This window comes from Pseudoalteromonas apostichopi, assembly GCF_030297135.1.
Lineage (GTDB): Bacteria > Pseudomonadota > Gammaproteobacteria > Enterobacterales > Alteromonadaceae > Pseudoalteromonas > Pseudoalteromonas apostichopi.
In genome coordinates, this window is the sequence record NZ_AP028065.1 from 3476543 (window position 1) to 3501405 (window position 24863).

24 protein-coding genes are annotated in these 24863 nt (G+C 37.7%); 17 read left to right on the top strand and 7 right to left on the bottom strand.

All coding sequences use genetic code 11. The features are described 5' to 3' along the window. Positions 1–13 precede the first annotated feature (13 nt). The 3 genes from ggt to QUE86_RS15775 all read left to right on the top strand — a co-directional run bounded on the left by ggt (position 14) and on the right by QUE86_RS15775 (position 4491). The gene (gene ggt, locus QUE86_RS15765) at positions 14–1771 is read left to right on the top strand and encodes a gamma-glutamyltransferase (protein WP_286258353.1); all 1758 of its coding nucleotides are present in this window, start codon (positions 14–16) and stop codon (positions 1769–1771) included. A 174-nt stretch (positions 1772–1945) separates the two neighbouring features. Beyond that, positions 1946–3640: an NAD-dependent malic enzyme gene (locus QUE86_RS15770; protein ID WP_130052291.1), complete on the top strand. Its 1695-nt coding sequence runs from the start codon at positions 1946–1948 to the stop codon at positions 3638–3640. A gap of 134 nt (positions 3641–3774) precedes the next feature. Continuing rightward, positions 3775–4491: an SIMPL domain-containing protein gene (locus QUE86_RS15775; RefSeq protein ID WP_130051512.1), complete on the top strand. Its 717-nt coding sequence runs from the start codon at positions 3775–3777 to the stop codon at positions 4489–4491. A gap of 1 nt (position 4492) precedes the next feature. Here QUE86_RS15775 and QUE86_RS15780 read toward each other — a convergent pair whose 3' ends face one another. Next, positions 4493–5845, bottom strand: a complete 1353-nt coding sequence (locus QUE86_RS15780) for a DUF2254 domain-containing protein (protein WP_130051511.1) — start codon at positions 5843–5845, stop codon at positions 4493–4495. Positions 5846–5964: 119 nt separating this feature from the next. On the opposite strand from QUE86_RS15780, the gene QUE86_RS15785 reads away from it, so the two are divergent. The 5 genes from QUE86_RS15785 (at position 5965) to QUE86_RS15805 (ending at position 9034) form a co-directional block, all read left to right on the top strand. Then, complete coding sequence (locus QUE86_RS15785) at positions 5965–6339, top strand: MAPEG family protein (protein WP_130051510.1); 375 nt, start codon at positions 5965–5967, stop codon at positions 6337–6339. Position 6340: 1 nt separating this feature from the next. Then, on the top strand, positions 6341–7246 hold the full coding sequence (locus tag QUE86_RS15790) for a substrate-binding periplasmic protein (protein WP_286258358.1): 906 nt from the start codon (positions 6341–6343) through the stop codon (positions 7244–7246). Then, complete coding sequence (locus QUE86_RS15795; protein ID WP_130051508.1) at positions 7243–7875, top strand: sulfotransferase; 633 nt, start codon at positions 7243–7245, stop codon at positions 7873–7875. Before QUE86_RS15790 ends, QUE86_RS15795 begins: the two co-directional genes overlap by 4 nt. Positions 7876–7920: 45 nt before the next feature. Next, the gene (locus QUE86_RS15800; RefSeq protein WP_130051507.1) at positions 7921–8493 is read left to right on the top strand and encodes a MiaE family protein; all 573 of its coding nucleotides are present in this window, start codon (positions 7921–7923) and stop codon (positions 8491–8493) included. A 169-nt stretch (positions 8494–8662) separates the two neighbouring features. Further along, positions 8663–9034 (top strand): hypothetical protein, encoded by a 372-nt coding sequence (locus QUE86_RS15805; RefSeq protein WP_130051506.1) that lies wholly within the window; start codon positions 8663–8665, stop codon positions 9032–9034. Here QUE86_RS15805 and QUE86_RS15810 read toward each other — a convergent pair. Further along, positions 9026–9733 carry a metallophosphoesterase gene (locus QUE86_RS15810; protein WP_239977961.1) on the bottom strand — a complete coding sequence of 236 codons (708 nt, stop codon included), beginning with the start codon at positions 9731–9733 and terminating at the stop codon, positions 9026–9028. The genes QUE86_RS15805 and QUE86_RS15810 overlap by 9 nt on opposite strands. A gap of 411 nt (positions 9734–10144) precedes the next feature. Between QUE86_RS15810 and QUE86_RS15815 the strand changes: the two genes are divergently transcribed. Both QUE86_RS15815 and QUE86_RS15820 read left to right on the top strand, forming a co-directional pair. Next, positions 10145–11737: an ATP-binding cassette domain-containing protein gene (locus tag QUE86_RS15815; RefSeq protein ID WP_286258365.1), complete on the top strand. Its 1593-nt coding sequence runs from the start codon at positions 10145–10147 to the stop codon at positions 11735–11737. 59 nt (positions 11738–11796) lie between these two features. Beyond that, positions 11797–12168 (top strand): hypothetical protein, encoded by a 372-nt coding sequence (locus tag QUE86_RS15820; protein ID WP_286258367.1) that lies wholly within the window; start codon positions 11797–11799, stop codon positions 12166–12168. 210 nt (positions 12169–12378) lie between these two features. Here QUE86_RS15820 and QUE86_RS15825 read toward each other — a convergent pair whose 3' ends face one another. From QUE86_RS15825 to QUE86_RS15835, 3 genes are all read right to left on the bottom strand, one after another. Continuing rightward, positions 12379–13227, bottom strand: a complete 849-nt coding sequence (locus QUE86_RS15825; RefSeq protein ID WP_286258369.1) for a hypothetical protein — start codon at positions 13225–13227, stop codon at positions 12379–12381. Positions 13228–13426: 199 nt separating this feature from the next. Continuing rightward, on the bottom strand, positions 13427–14014 hold the full coding sequence (locus tag QUE86_RS15830) for a hypothetical protein (protein WP_286258370.1): 588 nt from the start codon (positions 14012–14014) through the stop codon (positions 13427–13429). A gap of 12 nt (positions 14015–14026) precedes the next feature. Continuing rightward, positions 14027–14290, bottom strand: coding sequence for a hypothetical protein (locus QUE86_RS15835; RefSeq protein WP_286258372.1), 264 nt, complete (start codon positions 14288–14290; stop codon positions 14027–14029). A gap of 463 nt (positions 14291–14753) precedes the next feature. Here QUE86_RS15835 and QUE86_RS15840 point away from each other — a divergent pair, with 463 nt between their 5' ends. The 6 genes from QUE86_RS15840 (at position 14754) to QUE86_RS15865 (ending at position 21467) form a co-directional block, all read left to right on the top strand. Continuing rightward, a complete protein-coding gene (locus tag QUE86_RS15840; protein WP_286258373.1) occupies positions 14754–15260 on the top strand; it encodes a hypothetical protein in 507 nt (168 codons plus the stop codon). Between the two features lie 674 nt (positions 15261–15934). Beyond that, the gene (locus tag QUE86_RS15845) at positions 15935–16330 is read left to right on the top strand and encodes a response regulator (RefSeq protein WP_130051501.1); all 396 of its coding nucleotides are present in this window, start codon (positions 15935–15937) and stop codon (positions 16328–16330) included. 7 nt (positions 16331–16337) lie between these two features. Beyond that, on the top strand, positions 16338–17231 hold the full coding sequence (locus QUE86_RS15850; RefSeq protein WP_239977074.1) for an AAA family ATPase: 894 nt from the start codon (positions 16338–16340) through the stop codon (positions 17229–17231). Between the two features lie 2 nt (positions 17232–17233). Continuing rightward, positions 17234–18193 (top strand): DUF58 domain-containing protein, encoded by a 960-nt coding sequence (locus tag QUE86_RS15855; protein WP_286258377.1) that lies wholly within the window; start codon positions 17234–17236, stop codon positions 18191–18193. A 2-nt stretch (positions 18194–18195) separates the two neighbouring features. Next, positions 18196–20136 carry a transglutaminase TgpA family protein gene (locus tag QUE86_RS15860; RefSeq protein ID WP_286258379.1) on the top strand — a complete coding sequence of 647 codons (1941 nt, stop codon included), beginning with the start codon at positions 18196–18198 and terminating at the stop codon, positions 20134–20136. A gap of 8 nt (positions 20137–20144) precedes the next feature. Continuing rightward, a complete protein-coding gene (locus QUE86_RS15865) occupies positions 20145–21467 on the top strand; it encodes a Na+/H+ antiporter family protein (RefSeq protein ID WP_286258381.1) in 1323 nt (440 codons plus the stop codon). A gap of 31 nt (positions 21468–21498) precedes the next feature. Here the strand turns inward: QUE86_RS15865 and QUE86_RS15870 are convergent, their stop codons facing one another. Then, positions 21499–23469: a response regulator gene (locus QUE86_RS15870; RefSeq protein WP_286258383.1), complete on the bottom strand. Its 1971-nt coding sequence runs from the start codon at positions 23467–23469 to the stop codon at positions 21499–21501. A gap of 172 nt (positions 23470–23641) precedes the next feature. Between QUE86_RS15870 and QUE86_RS15875 the strand changes: the two genes are divergently transcribed. After that, positions 23642–24547 (top strand): gluconeogenesis factor YvcK family protein, encoded by a 906-nt coding sequence (locus QUE86_RS15875; protein ID WP_167657662.1) that lies wholly within the window; start codon positions 23642–23644, stop codon positions 24545–24547. Here the strand turns inward: QUE86_RS15875 and QUE86_RS15880 are convergent. Then, a complete protein-coding gene (locus QUE86_RS15880) occupies positions 24512–24844 on the bottom strand; it encodes an Hpt domain-containing protein (protein ID WP_054561483.1) in 333 nt (110 codons plus the stop codon). The genes QUE86_RS15875 and QUE86_RS15880 overlap by 36 nt on opposite strands. Between the last annotated feature and the right edge of the window lie 19 nt (positions 24845–24863).

Sequence of the window (24863 nt, forward strand, 5' to 3'; positions counted from 1 at the left end):
ATTAAGTTTATTTATGTTATTCAAAACCAAAGCGCTGTTAGCTCTGTCCACTTCATTAATTTATTCAACTGCTATTTTTGCTACCCCTGCAAAAGTTGAGACTCGCGAACCTGAAGCCGCAACAGGCTTTGCTCATAAACAGGTTGTTGAAGGCGATAAGTACATGGTCGCTGCCGCAAACCCTTATGCAGTTAAAGCCGGGCAAAAAATGCTTGAACTAGGTGGCTCTGCAGTTGATGCTGCAATTGCAACTCAACTTGTTTTAACACTGGTAGAACCGCAATCGTCGGGGATCGGTGGTGGTACATTTATGATGTACTTTGATAATAAAACAAAAAGCCTTACTAGTTTTGACGGTCGAGAAACTGCACCAAGTAACGCTGACGAAACACTCTTTTTAGATAAACACGGTAAAGCTGTGAAATGGATTGAAGCGGTGGTAGGCGGTCGCTCTGTAGGTGTACCTGGTATTTTAGATGCCTTTGCCACTGCTCATAAGCGTTACGGAAAGTTAGACTGGCAAACCTTGTTTGGCCCTGCTATTGAATTGGCTGATAAAGGCTTTATTGTATCACCGCGTTTACATCAGTTACTCGCTAAAGAGTTAAACCCAGGGGTTACAAAGCTACCTGTTATTCGTGATTATTTCTTCCCAGATGGTAAACCGCTTGCTGTTGGCACTGTTAAGAAGAACCCAGAACTTGCCGCACTTTATAAAGATATTGCTAAACAAGGTATTGATGCTTTTTATAAAGGTGAAAACGCAAAAGAACTTGTCAATGCAGTGCAAAACTCAGCGGTAGCACCGGGTACTTTGAGTGTTGAAGACTTAGCTAATTACAAAAGCAAAGAACGAGCACCTGTATGTGTTGATTATCGCCAGTATGAGGTTTGTTCAATGGCTCCACCAAGTAGTGGTGGTGTAGCTGTATTACAGATTCTGGCCTTACTTGAACACAAAGATATGTCTAAGCTTCAACCAAATTCAGTTCAAGCTCTGCATTACTTTACACAAGCATCGCGTTTAGCGTTTGCAGATCGTAACGTGTATATGGGCGACCCTGATTTTATGCCAATCCCTACACAAGGTTTACTTGATAAAGATTACCTTGCAGGTCGAGCAAAGCTAATCTCTGAAAAAGATGCCCACGCTGAAGCAGGCACACCACCAAACTCACTTGCTTATGCACAGGATGATGCTTACGAATTACCATCAACCACCCATGTATCGATTGTGGATAGCCAAGGTAATGCAGTGTCAATGACAAGTTCTATCGAAATGGCATTTGGTTCAACAGTAATGGTGAACGGGTATATTTTGAACAATCAGCTAACTGACTTTGCTTTATCACCAACAAAAAATGGTAAGCCGTTAGCAAATCGTGTTGAAGCAGGTAAACGTCCGCGTAGTTCAATGTCGCCAGTAATGGTGTTTAACAAAGATGGCAGCTTACGCTTGGTAGTCGGTTCACCGGGTGGTAGCCGCATTATTGATTACGTTGCTCAAGTGGTTGTGGGTGTGCTTGATTGGAACTTAGATGCGCAAACTGCAATTAACTTACCGCGCATTACTAATCGTAATAATTACACAAGCCTAGAAAAGGGCACTGAACTTGCCAACGCTGAAGCCGAATTTGTTAATCGTGGACATACAGTTCGTATCTTAGATTTAAACTCTGGTTTACATGCTGTTGAAGTAAAAGACGGTAAGCTTTATGGCGCAGCCGATCCTCGCCGTGAAGGCATCGCTTTAAGTGATAAAAGCCACTAAAAACAAGCTCAGCAGCCTTAAAGCTGCTGAGTTTTCATGTATACTATCTAGTAAGCTCTTTAGAGCATAAAATTCATTTTCTTCAATGGTCTGACAAGGTGAATTGTCATTGCAATTTCGCCTTCAAGAGTAATAATGTCAGGTCATAATTATGACGCATCAAAGCTTGGAAATATGACTACAAATACCGATCCAAATTATCTTTATATTCCTTATTCAGGCCCAGGTCTGATCGAAACGCCACTATTAAATAAAGGCAGTGCTTTTTCACAAAAAGAAAGGGAAAATTTCAACTTAGCCGGTTTACTGCCACCGCGTTATGAAACGATCGAAGAACAAGTTGAGCGTTGTTACCAGCAGTATTCAAGCTTTAGCGATAATTTAAACAAGCACATTTACCTTCGTGCTATTCAAGATAACAACGAAACACTTTACTACCGTTTAGTGCGTGATCATCTTGAAGAAATGATGCCAATTATCTATACACCAACAGTAGGTGATGCCTGTGAAAAGTTCTCAGACATTTACCGCAGTGCCCGTGGTCTATTTATCTCTTACGAAGATCGTTTCCAAATTGATGATATTTTACGTAACGCCACTAAAGGCAAAGTAAAAGTTATCGTTGTAACTGACGGTGAGCGTATTCTTGGTCTAGGTGACCAAGGTATTGGTGGTATGGGTATTCCAATTGGTAAATTATCACTATACACAGCGTGTGGTGGTATTAGCCCAGCTTACACGTTACCAGTAATGATTGATGTTGGTACGAATAACGAAAAACTGCTTAACGACCCTATGTACATGGGTGCTCGTCATAAACGTATTTCGCAAGAAGAGTATGACGAATTCTTAGATCTATTCATCAAAGCTGTTAAACGTCGTTGGCCAAGCGTGTTACTTCAGTTCGAAGACTTTGCACAACCAAATGCAATGCCATTATTAAAACGCTACCGTGATGAAATCTGTAGCTTTAACGATGACATTCAAGGTACTGCTGCAGTAACAGTAGGTTCTTTACTGGCTGCATGTCGTGTTAAAGGCTCGAAACTTTCAGAGCAAAAAGTCGTGTTTGTCGGAGCAGGTTCTGCTGGCTGTGGTATTGCTGAGCAAATTATCAGTACTATGGTTGCTGAAGGTATCAGTGATGAGCAAGCTCGTTCTCAAATCTTCATGGTTGACCGTTTTGGTTTACTTACTGAAGGCATGGAAGGCTTACGTGACTTCCAACAAGCCCTTTGCCAATCTAAAGACGGTTTGAGCGAGTGGACATACAGCGGTGAGTACGCATCTTTATTAGATGTAATGCACTGTGCGCAACCAGACATCCTAATTGGTGTATCTGGCCAACCTGGTTTATTCACAGAACAAGTTATTCGTGCAATGCACGCATCTTGCCCACAACCGATTATCTTCCCGTTAAGTAATCCGTCTAAGCAAGTTGAAGCACTTCCTTCAGACGTAATTGAGTGGACAGACGGTCAAGCGATTGTTGCCTCTGGTAGCCCATTTGATCCGGTTGAGTATAACGGCCAAACTTTCCCAATCCCGCAATGTAACAACAGCTACATTTTCCCGGGTATTGGTTTAGGTGTTATTGCTGCTAAAGCAACACGAATCACAGATGCGATGCTGATTGTATCAAGTGAAACTCTGGCAGAGTCTTCGCCACGTGCTAACACAGGTAAAGGTAGCTTATTACCAGCACTTACTGAAATCCAATCGTTAAGTAAACGTATTGCGTTTGCGGTAGCGAAAAAAGCGATGGAAGAAGGTGTGGCACTTGAGCTGAGCGATGAAGCGCTATGGGCTGCAATTGAGAAAAACTATTGGCTTCCAGAGTACCGTAACTATAAGCGTCGTAGTATCTAAGCTATAACACGTTGAGTTATTGAAAAAACAGGCTTTAATGCCTGTTTTTTTATATTGTTTTAAAAGGCCTTGTTCATATTCAATTAACTCTTTAAGGTGATAATGAACGGAGTTAATAATTAAGGAACAGTATTATGCGTAAGTTAATTTTCACCGCGATGGCCACCGCGCTAAGCTTTAATGCGTTAGCACAAGCTACACCTGATGCACCGCATATTTACATTCAAGGCAACGCAACTATCAAAGCTATCCCTGATAACGTTAAACTAACAGTGGGTATTGTTGAAGTAGATAAAGATTTAATTGCCGCTAAAAACAAAGCCGATGCTACCATGGCAAAAGCTATTAAGCTTGCTAAAAGCCAAGGTGTGAATGAAAAGGGCATTTATGCGTCTAATATCTCTATACACCGCCAAACAGAATACAACCGTGAAACAGGCAAGCAAAACTTTGTCGGCTATAGAGTAACGCGCAGTCTATCTGTGACTTTAACTGATATTAAAAAGTACCCAATTATGCTTCAGCAATTGGTGAACGCGGGCATAAATGAAATTAATCAAACGCAGTTTATATCTAGCCGTTATGAAGAGTTACAAAAGCAAGCTCAAAAACTGGCAATTAAAGATGCGCGTGATGCCGCAAAAGAGTTTGCCAGTGATTACGGGGTAGAGCTTAAAGGTCTTTATACCGCTTCTAATAGCCCACTAGAAACAGGAAACCAGCCTTATATGCGTGCAAGTAAAATGGTTATGGCTGAAGCTGCACCAGATAACTATGTACCTGATGCATACAACGGTGGCGAGCTTACGATCACAGCTAGTAGCTATGCCGTTTACTTAATAGAAAATTAGTCTATTGATTGCTGGTGAAGCTTGCCAGCAATTTTTCACCTTGTTGCTCTGAAATACGGGCTATGGCTTTAAGCATATTAGTAATTTGTTCTCGGTCATACTCATTACTAATATGCGTATCGATATCTTCAATAATCGCCCCTAAATAAACAAACAAACTATCTGTTGCTTTTTCGTTATCAGATGCTCTAAACAATATATTTTTAAAAGCTTCAAGTACGTTAACCATGACATAGGCGTCATTTTTTGCGTAGTTACGAATAGGCGTAAAGTTATCGTGCAGTAGCTCATCGAATGATGTTTCGTGTATATAAAGGTGTGGTTGATTGTTCTCGCATCGTTTAAGCGAGTAATTAACATCATAAATATCTAAACGTAAAATCAATAAGATACTCAGCATATCAATGGCTTTTACCGCAGTGCCAGGATCATTAATCCCCGGACTCATGGCTTTTACTGCAATTTCTGAGATTTGTGTCATACCGTAGCGGTAATGGTCGCTGATATACTCTTCGATATAAAAGATAAAACAGTTTAGTAGTTGCTCTACAAGCTCTGGGTTGTCAGATAAGTCAGTATCACATTTTAAAAACGGATAACCTTTAACCGTAAAGAAGCCTTGCTTAACCGAGATATAAATTTTTATACCGTGCTGTTGGCACAATGCGCACAATTTATCGCTATGTGCGCCTTTAAAGTAGCCTTCTGTTTTACTTTTTATGCTATGCCAGTCATCAAAGTCAGGAAAATGCTCAACTGGGTTTTCTTGTTGCATATTAATAATGCATTTAAGCTCGCCTTTGGTATTTTTAAATAGATCGTTTAACACATTATCGACCTGAATCGCTTTAGAAATTGAGTGAATAAAAAACACAAAAAATCCCAGCGAAATCAAACCAAAAACCAAAGAAAAGAAGATACCCAAAGATGGAATTCCCATATCTCCATCGCCAATGGTACGTATGTTTATCAACATTAATATAGTGTAGATAATACTACCAAGATAAAAGCCAAGCACTAATTGGTGCGATTTACGGGTAATTAGTCCAGGTAATACTCGAGGAGAAAGGCTAGCACTGGCGCTGTTTAGCACTACCATAACCATAGAAAAGCTAAAAACCGTTAACGAGATAATGCTTCCTGCAAGCGTACTGAGGATAGTTCGGGCGTTTTCTTCGCTGTCGACCAACAACACGCCAATCAGCTTTTTAAACTCCATTGATAGTGAAGAGTACTCTACTGCAATGCTAATTAATCCGAAAATCAAAAACATGACAGAGAGCATTGAAGGGTAAAAACCGATACTACTTACCATTTCACGGTAATTATCGGCAATTTTTCTTGGCGTAAACATGCACTTCCTTAAGAACTGTTAGACATTAAATATCATACTGAGCTAACCTAACTACTTACTTAACAGCCTAGCAATAAACAGTGCTAAGCGTCTAACTTTAAATAAAAATTGGAAAAACTGTGATTGTTTCAACTTTTGCTGCCATTTTGGCCATTTTATACATCCAACTTAGCTTTCGTGTAATTAAACTTCGTAAAGCAAAACGTATTTCACTAGGCGATGGTGGTGATGCAAGCCTACAAGCAGCTATACGTACCCATGCTAATTTTATTGAATATGTGCCATTTTCATTGATTCTGCTATTTTTATTAGAGTATCAGGGTCTTCCTAGCCATTTCTGCTATATTTTAGGTTCAATGCTTGTTGCAGGCCGTTTTTGTCATAGTTATGCACTCGTTGATAATATAATGAAATTACGAGCGTTAGGAATGATACTCACCTTCTTAACTATTTTGATCAGTGCAGTGATGTTATTAGTTACACAGGTATTCTAATATGCAGAAAGTTGTTTTTACTCTTACCTTACTGTTTTTAACAAATATTTGTTCGGCAAATGTAAAAACAATCAATGCAAAAAAAGCGGTTGCTATTCCACCTGAAACTCTTAGGGTAATTTACCCTAAGACTTTGCCAAACCTTGATGAAAAATTACTTTATCCTCTTATATTGCTTCGTACAGCACTTGAGAGAAGTGGTTATAATTTTACTTTAACACCGTCACCAAGACTATTAGGACAAAACAGAGTTCTTAGAGAAATAGCAACTGGAACTGGTATTAATGTGTATTGGAGTATGACCAATACTGAACGTGAAAAAATGTTATTGCCATTGAGAATTCCTATTTTTAAAGGACTGTTCGGGTGGCGTTTAATGTTTACAACTAAAAGGCAATTACCTTATCTAAGCCAAATCAAGACATACGACGATCTCAAAAATATTATATTTATACAAGGCCAGCACTGGCCTGACACAGATATTTTAAAAGGCAACAATTTAACTGTGGCTACTTCTCAAGATTTTGAGTCATTGTTCGTTATGCTTGATAAAGGAAGAGGGCAGTTATTTCCTCGCTCTATACTCGAAATAGAGGAGGAAAAGGCTAATTTCGAGAAAAAAATCGACTTGGTTGTTCTTCCGCAACTAATGCTTAAATATAAAAGCCCTATTTATTTCTTTTTTAACAAAGATAAGCCTGAAATTGCAAAAGCGGTGAATGAGGGTTTAAAAGTTATGCGTAAAAACGGTGAATTTGACGAGCTATTCTTTAAATATAATGGTGATTTCATTAAAAATGCCCACGTTCATGACAAGATTATTATAGAATTGAACAATAACGAATTACCAAGGTTAACCCCAGTAGAAGATAAGTCGCTGTGGTTATCTATTGATAAGGTGCCATGAGCTCAAAAATTTTTATAATCGGTTTACCACGAACCGGCACAACCAGTATATGTAACAGCTTTTTAGAACTCGGCTATAAAACCTCGCACACAGCCTATACCCAACAAGCAATTACCAACGCAGACGTTATTGCCGACACCCCTGTATTTAGTGAATATGTTTTACTTGATAAACACTTTGCAAACAGCCGCTTTATAAATCTTGAGCGCGACTTAGCTAAATGGCTACCATCAATCAGGCAGCTATTAACACGTATGCACACTAATTTAATGCGCCCAGACGGTGGCTTTAATATTCACTTAAAACGCTGTTATCTTGATGTGTTTGGCCACTATAGTTTGGCAGATTTAGAATCTGATGAGTATTTAACAGCCTGTTATCAGCGCCATCAACAGCAAATAGCAGATTACTTTAAAGGCTGTGAACATCAATTACTAACACTTAATGTTGCTGACCCTAATAGCCCGCAACTATTGCAGCAGTTTTTAAGCACGGAACAACCAATCAGCTTTAAACAGCTTAATATTGGGGGCAAGGTCACAGCTTGGAATGACATAAAACACCCAGATAAAGTGTCATCAACCCGAAGTGGTAAAATTGATAAATCTCTTGGTTATAATCATAAGTAAAATACGCTAAAATCGCCGCCATTATAAGTTAAGTTGTTCCTTATTATGTTTGAATTAAAATACCACACGCCATTTGAATGGACAGAAGGAGTCTTGGCTGACTTCAATACCTTTTTACAAGATCATGCTGCAGCAGAAAAAAAAGCCTCTGGTATGGCTATGTCTATGCTTTCACACTACCCAGATCGTCGTAAGCTCGTTAAAGCTATGACTGATTTAGCGTTAGAAGAAATGATTCATTTTAAGCAAGTTTTAAAATTACTAATGGAACGTGATGTTTCACTTGGTAATGATCAAAAAGATCCTTACATCAAACAAATTCGCGCGGTTTTCAGAAATGGTCGTGATGAATTTTTAATGGACCGCTTATTAGTCGCTGGAGTAATAGAAGCTCGCGGACATGAGCGTTTTTCGCTTGTCGCTGAAGCCTTACCAGCAGGTAAAGAAAAAGAGTTTTATGTCGCGATTGCTAAATCAGAAGAAAAACATAAAAACTTATTCGTTGAACTTGCCTACGAGTATTTCGATAAGCAAGAAGTTGATGCTCGCCTTGAAGAAATCCTTATCGCAGAAGCTGAAATCTGTAAAAATATACCGTTTACAGCGGCACTTCACTAGTAGTGATGTTAATGTATTAGGCTAGTTTGCCTAATACATTAAACAACATTTAAAACAAGAATTAAGTATCTTGAAAATATTTTTACCAATCCTAATTAATTAAATAAACAGCATACATTCATCTTCATCACCTATAGTTAGGTTAGTACCTAATTTTGAGGAATAGAGCATGAAATGGATGATGACTCTTACGACGTTGTCGTTAATAGGGATTGTAATCACCGGTAATTCAATTTATACAGAAGTGAAACTCTTTCGTTCGAATGACAAGCCATCCGAAATAACAGCAAGTATGTATCGTTCGTTAATTTGGCATAGCGATATCTATAAAGAAGAGCAATTTTTAAATACGGCACGAAGCTACTTCAGCGATGGCATAATTGATACCCGTGAATACAGTAAATTAACTAGCTTAGCGAATAAAGTTGCTGGCCCAATTATTTACATTCAAGAAAACGATGAGCAGCTATGGCATGCACGGCTCACCTATAAAAAATACCTTGATGATCAAACTGTCGAACGACTGGCAAGCTTACATTGATGAAAACTGGTTTATCAGTGTTTTAAGCTCAACTATAGTAGGCTTACCACTGAGGTAATTTGTGTCAAGATGATAGCTATTACCTAGCCAATAAGGCTCTTTAGTGGTGTTATGACCGTGCACTGAAAAATCGATACTTGGGTTTATTACTGGCTTCTTTGCTTTGGTTAAAGCTCTATCCCAAAGTAGTAAACTAATAGCTTTTTCTTTATCTTTTGTTGGATTATTCCAATCCCAATCAGCGCACGTGGTATGCGAGAGGCCGATTTTTATACCAGCGTATTCAACAAAATAAGAAAGAGGGCACTTTAGAAGTTGCTGAAAGACAAATTTAAGCTCTTCATCGGTTGCTTGGGTGTGCCAATGGCCGCCATTTTCAACCCATAAGCGATAATAATCTTCATTATTTGCTAATAATGATTCAAGTAGCATGTGCTCGTGGTTACCTAAACACATGTTTACACCCAACTCTTTAAAACGTCTTAATAAAGCAATGCTGTTATCACCCCGGTCTATTACATCGCCGAGTGAAAAGAGAATATCCGTGCTTGGATTAAAATTGACAGAGCAGAGCGCCTGTTCAAATTTAGTTAAATCTGCATCTAAATCGCCAATGACAAAAACACGCTTATGTTCAGCAATTTGCAGCTTAACTTGAATAGGGTTTTGTGAGGCATGCTGGCTTTCAACTAAATTCAAAATAGATTCCTTTAAATGTTCAGTGGCTTAAGAGTAACATAACTCGTTGCCATTTAGGCAGTGGATGGTTATTATAAGAGCTCATTTTTAGGAGTAGCCGCCAACATGAACATCTAAACCTGTTATCCAATTTCAATTTATCTTTTTGGACCAACAGGGTTAGTAGGCGTTGCTCACTATCACTTACATTATTATATTCCTTCTCGTGTGATCAAACGCCTAATACCAATTCTCTTAATTAAGTGGTCTATTTTGAGGCAATAAAACATCGTCGATAACAAGGCAAAAATTTCGTTATTAAGTTGTTCTTAATGAGATATTTTTAACGAAGGTGGCGGCAGGTTTTATCCCTCAAAATGATTAAGTATTATTGTGGATTGGTATCACTGCCCCTGTACTACAGGAGGCACTATGCCACAACTTCAAGCTTTCAATTTATGTTATCAACATGGCAATGGCGATGTTGTATTTAACGACCTTTCATTTTCTCTCACTGCAAAAGTTACTGCGTTAGTTGGCAGGAACGGCTGCGGTAAATCTATATTAGCGTCAATACTTGCTAAGCAAAAAAAGCCAAGCTCTGGCACGGTTGTTTGTAATTCAACCCTTGGCTTTTATGAGCAAATAGACGATGTAAATCAGGCTGATAATCTAACAATTGCAGAGGCTATTGGCTTAGAGTCTATGTTTAATGCCCTTGAAGCGATAAACCAAGGGCAAGTTACAGAACAAAATTTAACTTTGCTAGAAGACAATTGGGACTTACCAGAGCGCTTTAAGGCAGAGCTTTTGAGGCTAGGTGTTAAAAGCACTGATACTGAAATTTTGAGTGACAGTAAAGCAAGCAAATATTTAAGTGGCGGCCAGTTTAGTCAATTAAAGCTCTGGGCGCTATTTAACTTCTTTAATCACGATATTTTAATACTCGATGAACCTTCAAACCACCTAGATGCACACGGTAAGCGCTGGCTTATAGAGCAAATTAACAAATTTAAAGGACAAATATTACTGATTAGTCACGACCAAGAATTATTAGAACAAGCCCATGAAATATGGGAACTAACAACCCTTGGTTTAACACAATATGGTACGTGTTTTTCACAATACCAAAGTCAAAAGAAGAAGCAAGTTGCTGCGCTTGCAAACAAATTAAACCACGTTGTTAAACAGCAAACAATACTCAAAACAGCAGAGCAATTACAACAGCAAAAAACACTTAAGCGAGCAGCTCAGGGCGCAGCACTTAGAAAGTCTGGTAGTCAACCTAAAGTGTTAATGGATGCGAAAAAAGATAAAGCTAGCGCTAATTTATCATCACAAAGTAAAAACGCCGCTAAGCGAGAGGGTATGCTGACTAGGAATAAACATGAGCTTTCTAGCCAGCTTGAACATGTTCAAGCGCAGCAATTTTACTTAGCGCAATCAAATGAAGCTAAGCATCATAAGGTACTCAGCCTTCAGGATGTTGTATTAGCACACGGAGTACAAAAGCCACTTAATTTTCAGGTATTCAGTGATGATAAAATTTATTTAGCGGGTGCTAATGGCACTGGTAAATCAACCTTACTTAAAACTCTGAACCACGATATACCAGTAAAAGCAGGGCAGTTACATTGCAATCAAGCACTCTATTACTTAGACCAACATTTTACATTAATACACAATGAGCTAACCCTGCTTGAAAACGTGATGACTTACTGCAAAAACCTAGATGAAAGCACAGCACGAACTCTACTTGCCAGTATTGGCTTTAGAAAAGACGCGGTTTTTAAACACGCCGCATTTTTAAGTGGTGGTGAAAAAATTAAGCTCGCCATGTGTATCGTCAGTAATATTGAAAACACCGCATTTTTGTTACTCGATGAGCCCGATAACCATCTCGACCTAGAATCAAAACAGCTCTTAGCTAAGTCATTACAGGGCTTTAAAGGCGGGTTTATACTCGTAAGCCATGATAAATACTTTGTAGAAAGCATCGGCTGCACTAGGCAAATTGGTTTATAAAATAGTCATTTATAAATAAGCGTGCTAGGGTGGTTGTAGGTACATGACAAGGAATGACTATGAATTTTACAGCCACTTACCGCATTTTTACTGCTTTATTCATGCTGATGGTAACCATAGGTTTAGGCATGACGCTCAATGATTTTACTTTGGTGATTTACGTGTTCGTGCCGTTATTGCTTATGCAAGGTATGTCATTTATGCCATTTTTTAAACAGCGAAAACTGCGATTAATACTCTTTGCAGCCCCAATTGTTATTCTTTACTGCTTTGGCTTTTACCCTTGGATTACAAATTACCAAGAAGTCGCCGTTTCATCATCCACTTCAACCCTTGATTTCATCATTATCCCAGTTTGGGCCACTTTCTACGGCGCGGGTTTTGTGGTACTACATGAAATTGGGCTAGGTGTTGCTAGGGCGTTTAATTGAGGAAGGTGAAAGAGTTTTAGCACTAGTTTCTTATGGTTGTACTACTAAGGCTTTGCTTATAATTTATATTACAGAGTTAATCAGTAACGGTAAAAGCTCTTTTATATAAAGAGCTTAACTAAAAAGTGCATGACAATTTGACTTAATGATTAAAGGGAATAAAAACTTGCTTTTGAAGTTAAATTTTCAAGGTTTTATGAAAAAAGTACTTTATTTACCTTGAACTCCTCCAAACTTCAAAATTAATGCATCAAACTCATTTCTATCAGCTGAAAATGCATAACCTACATCAACTAAAAAGGTTAACTCTATAAGATTATCTTTCGATTTATTGATGTTGTAACCTTTAATAAAGTCATACTTCATTGTTGCAGTCGTAAGATTTTTGGCTGAATCCTCATTCGGAAATAAATAGTTCAATACTAAAGAATTTCTATCATTTTTAAGAAATTGATCTTTATTAAAATCTGCTCTCTTATTGGTTTGCTTCAAAAACTCTTGTCTAAGAAGCTTCAATTCCTCAAGAATGTATGTATCGCTTGAAACTTCTTTTGACTCAATTTTAGCTACCTTGAATTCACCGAAATGCTTCAAAAAGGTTGTATAGTTTTTATCATCCTGTGATTTTTCATAAGTTGATTTAACTTTTTCTTTAAGTTTTTTCTTAAAATCAACAATCTTAGAGAATCTTAGATCTCTTGGATATTCTAAATGTTCTATTGCAGAAGTATCAAAAGAATAAGGAGTAATATCATCTTTTATAATAATTGTCGGTTTATCAAAGGCTAACCTCATACCCAACTCAAACATTACATTGGGGTTTTTAGCACTCACATCACAAACAACAATTGGGTTATCATATAAATTTTGGACAATTCTTTTCTGAATCACGCCTGAATCATCAGATTCACTAACTAAAGCTGAATCAAACCCAGCATCGGATATGGAATCTTTGATTATTAATAAAACCTCTTCCCAATGCTTCTCACTGCAACCATCGGTTGGAGAAATTGGCATTACAATTCCACAGAATAATTTTTTTTCTAAGTCATTAGCCATATATATCCGCCTAAATATTGTCATTAGATAAAATATTACATAGAAGATATACATATCAAAAGGATATTTTGAACATTTATTGCTTAAATAACATATGAGTGGACTTAGCTTTTTACTTTTCTACATATGAAAAGGGCATAAGCCCTTTGTTTAAAATGATATCTCACAAAGTGTTAAGACATTTTCGTATAATAAAGGTTTAATTATAATTATTTTCTTCAAATAACTTTTCAAACTCTGTGTTAAGTGAACTCAAAAACTCATTTTTTAATTCAACAAAGCCTGAGCCATATTCGTCTAACAAGGTTCTATCAGGTAATTTTCTTTGAAATATTACGGAGTCTCTAATTTCGTTTTCCATCTTAAGAAACAACTTCAATTTTTCAGTTGTATTATAAAACCCAATAAGATTGAGCTTTGATAGACAAAGGTCATAATTACTCCTTGAGGCAATTAGAGCTTCATCTAAATCATCAATAGCTTTAACTACAGAAGTTATTTTTTCATAGTTTTGAGGTTTGCCTGACCTTAACAATCCATCCACTAATGATATATAGTCACTTAAATTAGTAAGGAAAGGGTCAATACTTTCAAGCGATTGTTCTGCAATACGAGCTTTAAAATCCCTACGCTCTTTTGAAAGTAATCGACTATGATCTCTTTGTTCTTTTGAAAGAGAGTTTTTATAATTAATCCTTGTAATAAAATATGTTGTGATCCCTGAGATTACAGCACCTAAACCTATTTTTATTGACGTATCGACTAAATCTAATATTTCTTTTGACATAATGAACCTTTTTTAACTTCCTGTTTCTCTTGATAAGTCACCAATAATATCTAGCAATTTATCCTGTAATTCAAATAAATATTTATCATGGCTGGATGTTTGCTTTTTAAGGCTTTGATACATCTGTTCAGATTTCTTAGCAGACCATTTGTAACGATGAACTAGTTGTACATCTGATGGTTTTACATTTCCCCAAGGTGTAAGTAATAGATTATCCTCCCTAGAAATTCTACATTCCGACCACGGGCCAGTAGGTGGCATATAGCCGCGATACATAATTTCAACCAGGTTTTCTGCTCTGTTAGCAAGGGGTACAAGGAGTAGGGCATTACCGTCGAGGTAAACTCAATAAACTAACTTTTCATTGTTGTGTAAATTAGTTGCACGATCACCACCGTTGCCAAAGTGAAAACAGATATTACTTAGATAAAGCGCGTAATTGAAAACATGGTGAAGATATAACTAAACTACAGGATAAATATTGCTATCTAAGACACATTTAAAGTTCGTAAGACTGAGTAACGCTTATGAAGCTAAACCCAATTTCTAGCTTAAATTAAGTGCACAAACAGATACTTTGAGTAGACTTTGATTTGGAAATAACATTAAGTTAAATTGACAGTTAAGTATAAGGAAAAACAGTACGCTAAGGATAGTTTTGAATAAATTCATAATTTTTCTTTTTTTATTACCCCTCGTTATTATCTCTTTTGGTGCTTCAGCAAACGCAGGACTCCCTATGATTATGCTGGCAGTGCCTGTGTATTCGATTTCTTTGTTACCAATAATTGCTATTGAAGCAATATACCTTCGAAATAGCTTAAGTTTAACTAAAGCACTATCGGTAAAAACGGCATTTGTTTCAAACTTAGTATCTACAATTGTTGGGGTTCCTTTAACTTGGGGGATTCTTGTTTTAATACAAATGCTGACGGGCGGTGGCGCAGCGTATGGCGTGGATACATTTGTCGGTAAAATGTTAGCAGTAACGTGGCAAGCACCTTGGTTAATCCCTTATGAATCTGACTTACATTGGATGATTTTATTTGCGGGGTTATTCCTACTTATTCCTTTTTATTTTGTATCATGGTGGTCTGAATTTTTAGTTTCAAAGAAAATGCTTGCAGATACCGGACTCAATAAAAATGACATTAAGACTAAAGTTAGGAATGCAAATCTAATCACATATAGTTTGTTAGCGTTTTGGCCAATTGGCTGGTACGTAGTTGGCTACGTATTAATGTAACTGGGAATTTTTGAAAGTCTAAAATTAATAAATCATTTTTATATTCAGAAGTAGCAAATTCTTACAGAGCAGTTGAACACTCATTTTGATTTAGTCATTACCAATGATATTCAGCGTCTAACTTACTTAAACCAAATCGTACAGCTATCCAATTTGAACTTGCAGGGCATCTACATGACTTTCGTTATACGAACAGTTTAAAGCCATAACGGTTACAGACAGTGAAAAATTGTTTTTATATTTTTGGGGAGCCGTAAAAGTAACACATATCAAATCTAGGTTAGGACAAAACCAAGTTGTAGTTTTATTGGAATGAAGTAAGTCAGTTTGAAAATTTACAAAGTAATAATGAGAAGTGCATAGAAAGCTATAAATTAGAGAAAACCTACGATAACCAAAAAGGGGCTGAAAAACCTTAAAATCTAACGACTAATGAACCTGCTTATAAAGGCAAATACGCTATTTAACATAATATAAATTATAGGAAGTAACTCAATGGTATATCGTGGTACCTATTCTCTATATGCGCTAAGTCCAATACTAGACGGTATCGGACATAATGATGATGTTTTGTCATATTATCTATTTTATTAGTCTGAGTTTCTTGAGCTTACTTATCGCATGACATATATTAAAACTATCAACTTAAGATGTAACGATAAGATGTAAACGATATGGAATTTGTGAAACCGTTAGAACCTATTCTGATAATCGACGATATGCAAGATATTCGCGACTATCTAAATCAAATTTTAACTGGTCTTGGTTTTGACGATATTTTAGAAAGTCGAGATTTTGAATCAGCCAAAACTCTAATTGAAGAAAAGTCACCAAACGTTATCTTTCTTGATATTGAGCTACCTAACACTGACGGTGAGGAAATTCTTGAATATTTGAATGACCGACATCCCCATACTCACGTTGTTATGTGTTCAGGTCATAACAGTCTTGAGAATGTTCAAAACACTTGGGAATTAGGCGCCCGAGGTTTTATTGCTAAACCTTTTAACTCAAAAAAAGTCGACTCTGTTATGAAACGTCTAGAATTGATGGAAACCATAACAAATTAAGCAGTTTATGAATTCGACAATCCAACTCATAATTGATGATCTGTCTACGGTCATTTTTGGTAAACAACAACAAATTAAACTTGCTTTAGCATGCTTGTTCAGTGAAGGTCATTTGCTCATTGAGGATTTGCCTGGTATGGGAAAAACCACTTTATCTCATGCACTTGCAGCAGTTCTTGGATTGTCGTATCAACGTATTCAATTCACAAGTGATTTATTACCTTCTGATATTCTTGGTACAAACATTTTTGATGCTAAAGAACATAGTTTTTCTTTTCATCAAGGTCCTGTATTTAGCCAAGTTGTTTTAGGTGATGAAATTAATCGTGCTGGTCCTAAAACACAAAGTGCGCTTTTAGAGGCAATGGAAGAAAAACAAGTGACGGTGGATTCGGTTAAACACGCCCTACCATCACCATTTTTTGTTATTGCAACTCAAAACCCAGTGCACCAATCTGGAACTTATCCGTTACCAGAGTCACAATTAGACCGATTTTTCATGCGTATCAGTTTAGGTTTTCCTGATAAACAAGCCGAGAAAAACCTTATTTTAGGTCTAAACAACCGTAACTATGATGATTTACCTGTTCGCATTAACTCAGAACAACTCGCTGTTATTCAAAAAGAAATTAATACTGTAACAATAAGTCATACGGTTGTTGACTACATACTCGAACTAGTCGCTTTTACTCGCCAAGATAGTCATTTTGTAAACCCATTATCACCAAGAGCAAGTATTGCACTTGCTCGTGCTGCAAAGTCATGGGCGTATATCGAAGGTCGTGATTTTGTTTTGCCTGAAGATGTACAAGCGGTTTTTCCTAGCGTGACTGATCACCGATTGGGGTTAAATTCTGGCGACAGTGGTTATGCACTTAAACATGTGCCTGTAAGCTTGTAAACATGTTAAAGCGCCCTGCTTTTGTTAAACAATTTCGTCAATTAGTTTTTAATAAGTTATTAAAAAACAAACATAAAAAAAACGAAATTGAACTCCAACATAAAACTATTTATGTGCTTCCTTCTAAACTTGGTGGGCAGTTTCTAATAATTGCCCTACTTAACTTTGTGATGGGTATTAACTATCAAAATAACCTTATATTAGCGATGGCTTATTTAATGGTTGTTGTTATGGTATTTGCGATACTAACTGGCTATAAAAATGTCAGAGGTTTATTGGTTAAATATCTCTCAGTGAAAGAAGATTATGCACCCAAAGCGCCCTTAGCACGCTTTGAACTACAAGCAAAATCACGCTGCGAATTAGTAAAACTAATCAATAATAACATCGAATCTGAAGCCGTTTCACTACAAAGCAACGAGAAAAACTCGGTTGAAATAGCACTTAAATGTAGCGAACGTGGTGCTTATGGCTTTGATAGAATAAAAATCATTAGTCATTTCCCTTTTGGCTTAGTGTCGGTTTGGAGCTACATAGAGCCCATAGATACAGTTTATGTTTATCCAAAGCCAATACCCACAGAAAAGCTTGATACACAACTTCATGACAATGACGAACATGATGGCGATAATGCACAAATCAAAGCCGGTAATGATGACTTTTATCAACTCACTTCTTTTGTGCAAGGCACTGCACTTAATAAGGTGTCGTGGAAACACTACGCTAAAACTCAGCAGCTATTAACGAAAGAGTTTACCAGTGATGCATCACAGGAATTAGCTCTTAATTACAATAATTTAACAGGAAATAACGAGCATCGATTAAGCCAATTATGTTTTTTAGTAAACCAGTTAACCGATCAACAAATCGCTTTTTCGTTAACTTTACCCAATAAACATATCACAAAAGGTTTAGGGCGAAGTCATCAAGAAACTTGCCTGAAAGCTTTAGCGGAGTTTTAAGCATGAATACGCCGCTTATTAATACCGTTTTATCACTTCTGTTTATTGTTATTAGTGGTTTTTTGTTTACTGAAGTAACTACTCCATTTCTAGCCATATTGGCTGGCCTCAGTTTTTTAAACCTGTTTTTAGGTAAATTTTATAAAAAACTAAATGGATTGGTCGCGAATATGTTGGCAGCAATTTGCTTAGTTGCCTTATTTGTTCTGGTTGGCGTGGGCGATACAGTAAAGCTATTTGTATCGATGATGCTACTTGCTAGTAGCTTTAAATTGCTCCAAGCGAAAACCGTCAAACAGTATCAAACCGTTTGTTTACTGGTGTTTTTTAACCTTTCAACGGTGTATTTATTCCATCAAGGATTGTTTGAAACCTTGGTGGTCAGTGTGCTTTATATTGTGAACTTTGCGGTGCTTGGCTATTTAACTAGCCCACAAAGCTTTAAGGCCGCTAATAAACAAAGTTTTAAAACCATACTACTAGCTTTACCCATAGCGGCATTTTTGATTTTGTTTTTACCGAAAATACCGGCGTTTTGGCAATTACCGGGGCCAAAGCTTGCGAAAACGGGTTTATCAGAGCAAGTTAACCCCTTTTCTATTGCGAAATTAGCTGAGTCAGATGACTTGGTTTTTCGGGTAGAACAACAGCCTGGGCAAGCCTTACAGGCCCCCTATTACTGGCGCAGCCTTATTCATGATGAGTTTAATGGCAGTGAATGGTTAATATCGGACATTTTGAAATCTCAACAATTTAACCAAATTCGCCGTACAGTTACTCAAAGTAATAGCGTAAATTATCAGATTATTGCAGAGCCTTCATCTTCAAATTGGCTATTTGCACTTGGCTTTGCACAAAGTGCTAATTCAGATGTGCACTCAACCTACAATGGTTTGTTAAAACGCAAAGGTAACTTAAACAAAAACATTAAATACGCGGTAACCAGTAGTGAGGCTATGCTGAGCCTAAATAACTTTGAAAAACGCTTATACACTCGCTTACCTAAAACAACCAATCCACAAACGATGTCACTCGCAAAAAAGCTTGCAGCTACGCATAATAATGCTCAAAGTTACTTTAACGCGCTACTTGATTACTTTAATCAGCAGCAGTTTGCTTACACATTAACGCCTACACCAATGTATGGTGATAATACGCTAGACCAGTTTGTATTTGATACCAAACGTGGCTTTTGTGGGCACTATGCGAGCACCGCTGCATTTATGTTTCGTGTTGCCGGTTACCCTGCCCGTGTTGTGTCAGGTTATTTAGGTGGAGAACAAACTAAAGCCGCTACACTTAACATTTACCAATATGATGCCCATGCATGGGTTGAAGTGTTCTTTGATGAAAAATGGCATATTTTTGATGCTACCGCTGTTGTTGCTCCTGAACGTTTAAACGGTTCGTTATCACAACTGGGAGATTTAAACGAAAGCTTTAACGACAATCTTAACTTTGGTCTAAAACGTTGGAGTCATTTTAAAGCAATAAACTGGCTGCGAATTCACCTTGAAGAGCTCGACTATAAATGGACTAACTGGGTGCTTACGTTTGACCAAGAATCTCAGCAAAGTTTGTTTGATTCACTGTTTGGTAATAAGTCTGCATGGCTAACACCATTAATTGTATTAGGTACGTTATTACTGAGCTTTACTGGTTATTTCTTATATAACAAACGCCCTATTCGAAGTAGTGAACCGTTGGTTGATGACATCACTAAGCTTTATCAGTGGGCAAAAAAGCAAGGTATAGAGCCTCTAGACACTAACACGCCACTACAAAATATTGCTTTAATTAAACAGCAAAAGCCTAGCTCAGAGGCATACCTAAGCGAGTTTGAGCAAATAATCATCGAAGTACGTTATCAACAGCATTCATATAACCAAAACCGCAAAAACCGCGTGCGAGTTCTGTTAAACTCTCTCAAAACAGCCAAATAGAGAACAATATGAATGCAGTAATTGTCGGCGTTATGTTGATGCTGATCCTGACACTTTGTCGAATTAATGTCATTGTAGCGATGACAGTAAGCGCTATTGTTGCGGGTTTGACCGCAGGCCTAGGTTTATCTGAAACCGTTAATGCATTTAATGATGGTTTATCGGGTGGCGCTGAAATAGCGCTTAGCTATGCGATGTTAGGTGCGTTTGCTGTCGCAATCTCGAAGTCGGGTTTAACACGCATTTTAGCGTCTAAGTTACTAAAGCAAGTAAACGAAAACAGCCATAAAGGCGAAACTACACTTAGTTATCTTATATTAAGTATCATTTTACTATGCGCAATTTCATCACAAAATTTGATACCCGTTCATATTGCATTTATCCCCATTCTAATACCACCCCTGCTGGTTGTTTTTAACAAGTTGCGCCTTGATAGACGTGCCATTGCGTGTATTTTAACCTTCGGCTTAGCTACCTCTTATATGGTGCTACCTTATGGTTTTGGTGGCATTTACTTATACTCGATACTCCACAAAAACCTCACTGAAAATGGCTTAGCGATTGTTAATACTCAAGTTCCGATGGCAATGATAATTCCAGCAATTGGAATGTTGTTTGGCTTATTCGTTGCGGTGTTTATTAGCTATCGAAAACGCCGTAGTTACGACTCGCATACTTTAACAGAACAACAAAATGAAGTTGTGATAGAACAACCTAAAAAGGTATTAGTTGTGGGCATAACAGCCGTACTTTGCTCTTTAGTCGCACAAAATATCAGTGATTCAATGATCCTTGGTGGTCTTGTTGGTGTGGCCATATTTACCTTGTTTGGTGTTGTAAAACTTGAACAAAATGGTGATGTTTTTAGTAAAGGCATCGCTATGATGGCGATGATTGGCTTTATTATGATTTCTGCACAGGGCTTTGCTTCAGTTATGAAAGCAACGGGTGATGTAGCCTCATTAGTTAGCTCTGCAGCAGGTATCATTGAAGGTAACAAACCTCTTGCGGCTGCATTGATTTTACTCGTTGGATTACTAATAACCATGGGCATAGGTAGCTCGTTTTCGACGGTGCCAATTATCGCGACTCTATTTGTACCATTATGCATGGAACTAAATTTTTCGGTAATGGCTACAGCTGCACTGGTTGGTACTGCTGGAGCACTAGGTGATGCAGGCTCCCCTGCTTCTGACTCAACACTTGGCCCAACATCCGGTCTAAATGCAGATGGTCAACACGACCATATTTGGGATTCAGTGGTGCCCACTTTCATCCATTTTAATATTCCGCTACTTGTTGCTGGCTGGGTTGCGGCAATGGTGTTGTAAAATAATGAAGCCCCATGATGTTGGGGCTTCTTTATTGGCTAAACAAAATGCGCAGTGCGCGGTTTAGATCATGAAATCGAATTGGTTTGGTCAGCACTTTGTTCATACCAGCCTCAAGGCAAGTGGCTTTATCTTGATGTGATGCATTAGCAGTTAAGGCAACAATGGGTAAAGTCATTTTTAATTCTTCACGCATGTATTTAGTTGCGGTAATACCATCCATCACTGGCATCATCATATCCATAAGAACTAAATCAAAGTGTTGCTGTTGTACCTTATCGATCGCTTGTTGGCCATTATCTGCAAGGGTAACGTGGTGATTGAGCTTTTCTAAAAAGGTTTTGATTAGCACTTGGTTGGTTTTGTTATCTTCTGTAACAAGAATAGCCATTGGTTCAAGAGTTTGCTCATGCTCTATTGATTGCTGATCATCGGCAACAACAGAATATGGAATATAAATAGTAAACTTAGTGCCTATATTGATTGCACTAGCTACTCTAATCTCGCCTTTCATTAAATCAACAAGGCTTTTGGTAATGCTAAGCCCAAGGCCAATCCCTTCTACTTGTCGATTAACACCATAGTCATGCTGTTTAAAGGCATCATAAATGGTGGCTATTTGAGATTGAGAGATCCCCTGCCCAGTATCTGCTATCTCAAATAACAAATGGGTATCATTGAAGTCAGCGTTAAAATTAACTGTGCCTACTTTGGTAAACTTGAAGGCATTATCTAAAATATTAAACAGAATTTGCCCGACCCGGACCCCATCAATATTAATTTTGTTGGGTAAGCCATCGCTTATCTCTGTGGTAAACAAGACATTAGAGCCTTGAGTGGTTTCTTGAAACTGTGCAGTAATATTTTTAACCAGCGCATTTATATCTGTCGCTTTGACATCAAGCTCCATCGAGCCACTTTCAATTTTTGAAAAATCCAGTACATCACTGATCAAATCAAGCAATAAGTCAGCGCTTGAGTTTGCGTAATCAAGCCAACGAGTTTGTTTGTCATTAAGTTCTGAATCGGCTAACAACTCCAACATGCCGACAATGGCGTTCATAGGAGTTCTGATCTCATGGGACATCACAGTTAAAAACTGTGACTTTGCTTGGTTTGCTTCTTCTGCTTTTTCTTTTGCTAATTGTAGTGCTTGCTCACGCTCTTTGTTAACCGTGATATCTTTTGCGATGCCTAAATAGCCGCGAAATTTCCCGCTTGAATCAAATTGTGGCTTACCACTCAAAGAGACCCAGGCCGGAGGCGACGAATTAACTTCAAATTCAAAATCTAAAAACTCAGCATGATCTGCCAGCAAGTGTTTAAAGTGTGACCATTTTTTTAACTGATTTTGTTCTTGCTCAGTGATAATGGCATCAAAATTTTTATGTAAAAAATGGCGTTTGTATAAGTTACTATGGCTGGCGGTAGTTAAAACATTAATAAAGTGCTCATCTTTATTAGTACGCCAAAACCATTCGCTGGCGAAGTCTCTGAATAGTTCTGATAACTCTCCAAGTCTTGTTAGTAAAGAGGTTGAGTGAAACTTTTGCCGGTTAAGCCTTGTTTGCGCAGCTAATTGAACCGCTACTTGCTGTAATAAGATTTTGATTGCGGTTTGTGATTTATCATTAAAACTAGCCTGCTCTTTTATATCGAAAAAGACCAAGCACTGCGTTGTGTGTTCAGAGATATCAACATGAAAAATTAGGTTATTTACGAACTCATTACTATAAAACAGTGAGTTATCTTCATTAAATAACCACTGTGACTGCGCTTGTTGTAACTTTGACTTTAATATTGTTTCGTCAAATTCAATGTACTTAATAGTACGCATTTCAAGAGATGCTTTTGAATCTTCGAAATTTATTAAGCAAAACTCTTTAAACGAAAAATATGGCAGAAGCACTTTTTCAAGTTGAGCTTTTAATGCACGGCTATCATTTATGCCATGAAATGCCGTTAGCTCAAGTTGTAATTGCTCTAAGTTTAACTCTGCCATTGCCATTCCTAGTTAATATTGCATCGCATATTGCAAATATAGAAAACAGTTCTCAGTTTAGCCATAAAAACACAAAAATAATTTATTAAATTTCATTGTGTTATATAAATCCGAACACTTGGTACGGGCCATGCTAACTAAATATTAATCAAGTTTAACCAAGGTGACTGTTATGAAAATAGTATGCATAGGCGGCGGACACGGTTTATCCCATATGTTAAGTGCAATTAGACCTCACTGCGCCGAACTGACAGCTATCGTTGCAACCACAGACAACGGCGGAAGCACAGGTAAATTACGTAAAAGCCAAGATGTAGTTGCCCTTGGTGATATTAGACGTTGTTGTTTGCAATTAGCTGATAGTGACTCATTAATCCATCAAGTTTTTCACCACCGTTTTGATGGTGGTGAACTCAATGGCCACAGCCTAGGTAATTTAGCCTTATTAAGCTTAACCCAACAAACTAACTCAGCAACTCAAGCGGTTGCATGGTTCAATGCTATGTTGGGTAATTCAGAAACGATTCTACCCATGTCAGACGAACCGACTGATTTACTAGCGGTTATGTCATCAGGCATCAAAGTATTTGGTGAATGCGATATTGATTCACAAGAAGAGCTCCCAGACTATTTAACGCTATCACAAGATGTGAATGCTGCTCCTGGTGTGGTTAAAGCTATTGAAAACGCCGATATGCTAATAATTGGCCCTGGAAGTTTAATTACCAGTGTAATGCCTGCCATGTTAGTTGAAGACATAGCTAAAGCGGTGCAACAAACATCAGCATGCCGATTGTTTATCGAAAATATTGCCAAAGAAGCCAGCGTAATTAAATCGCTCGATATGCAACCGGTTGATTGGCTCGAAGGCATGCTTGGTTACCGGTTTTGTGACATGAGTATCTCTTTAGATGCGCTTAGTGAAATTGTGTCTCACTTTGACGATGTTGTTAAATCGCCAAACCAGCAGCACGACATTGAGCAGCTAAGTAATGTATTTGGCGAAATATTAAAAATGCCGTTAAGCCTAGAAGCTGAGGAACTAGTCAGTAGCAATCAAACTTTGCGCGTGAGTTAGCGTTTGTGCAAATTGGTCTTGCAGTAAGGCTATTAAGCTTTGTAGTTCATCGTCAAATTGTGATGCCTTCGCTTTTTGCTCAATTTGTTCTGCAAGGCCGCCTACGGCTAATGCCCCGTAACTACGGCTACTGCTTTTTAAACTGTGGGCATTTATTTCGATTTCAGACTGTTTCGTTGCGTCAGCAAGATCAGCAACGATTTGGCGGGACTCAGTGATATATACCTGCAAAAGTTGTTTTGCTAGGTCGTCACCAACATCCTGTTGTAATTGCGTATAGGTCGCAGTATCTATCATGGTCTCACCTTGGAGTGAA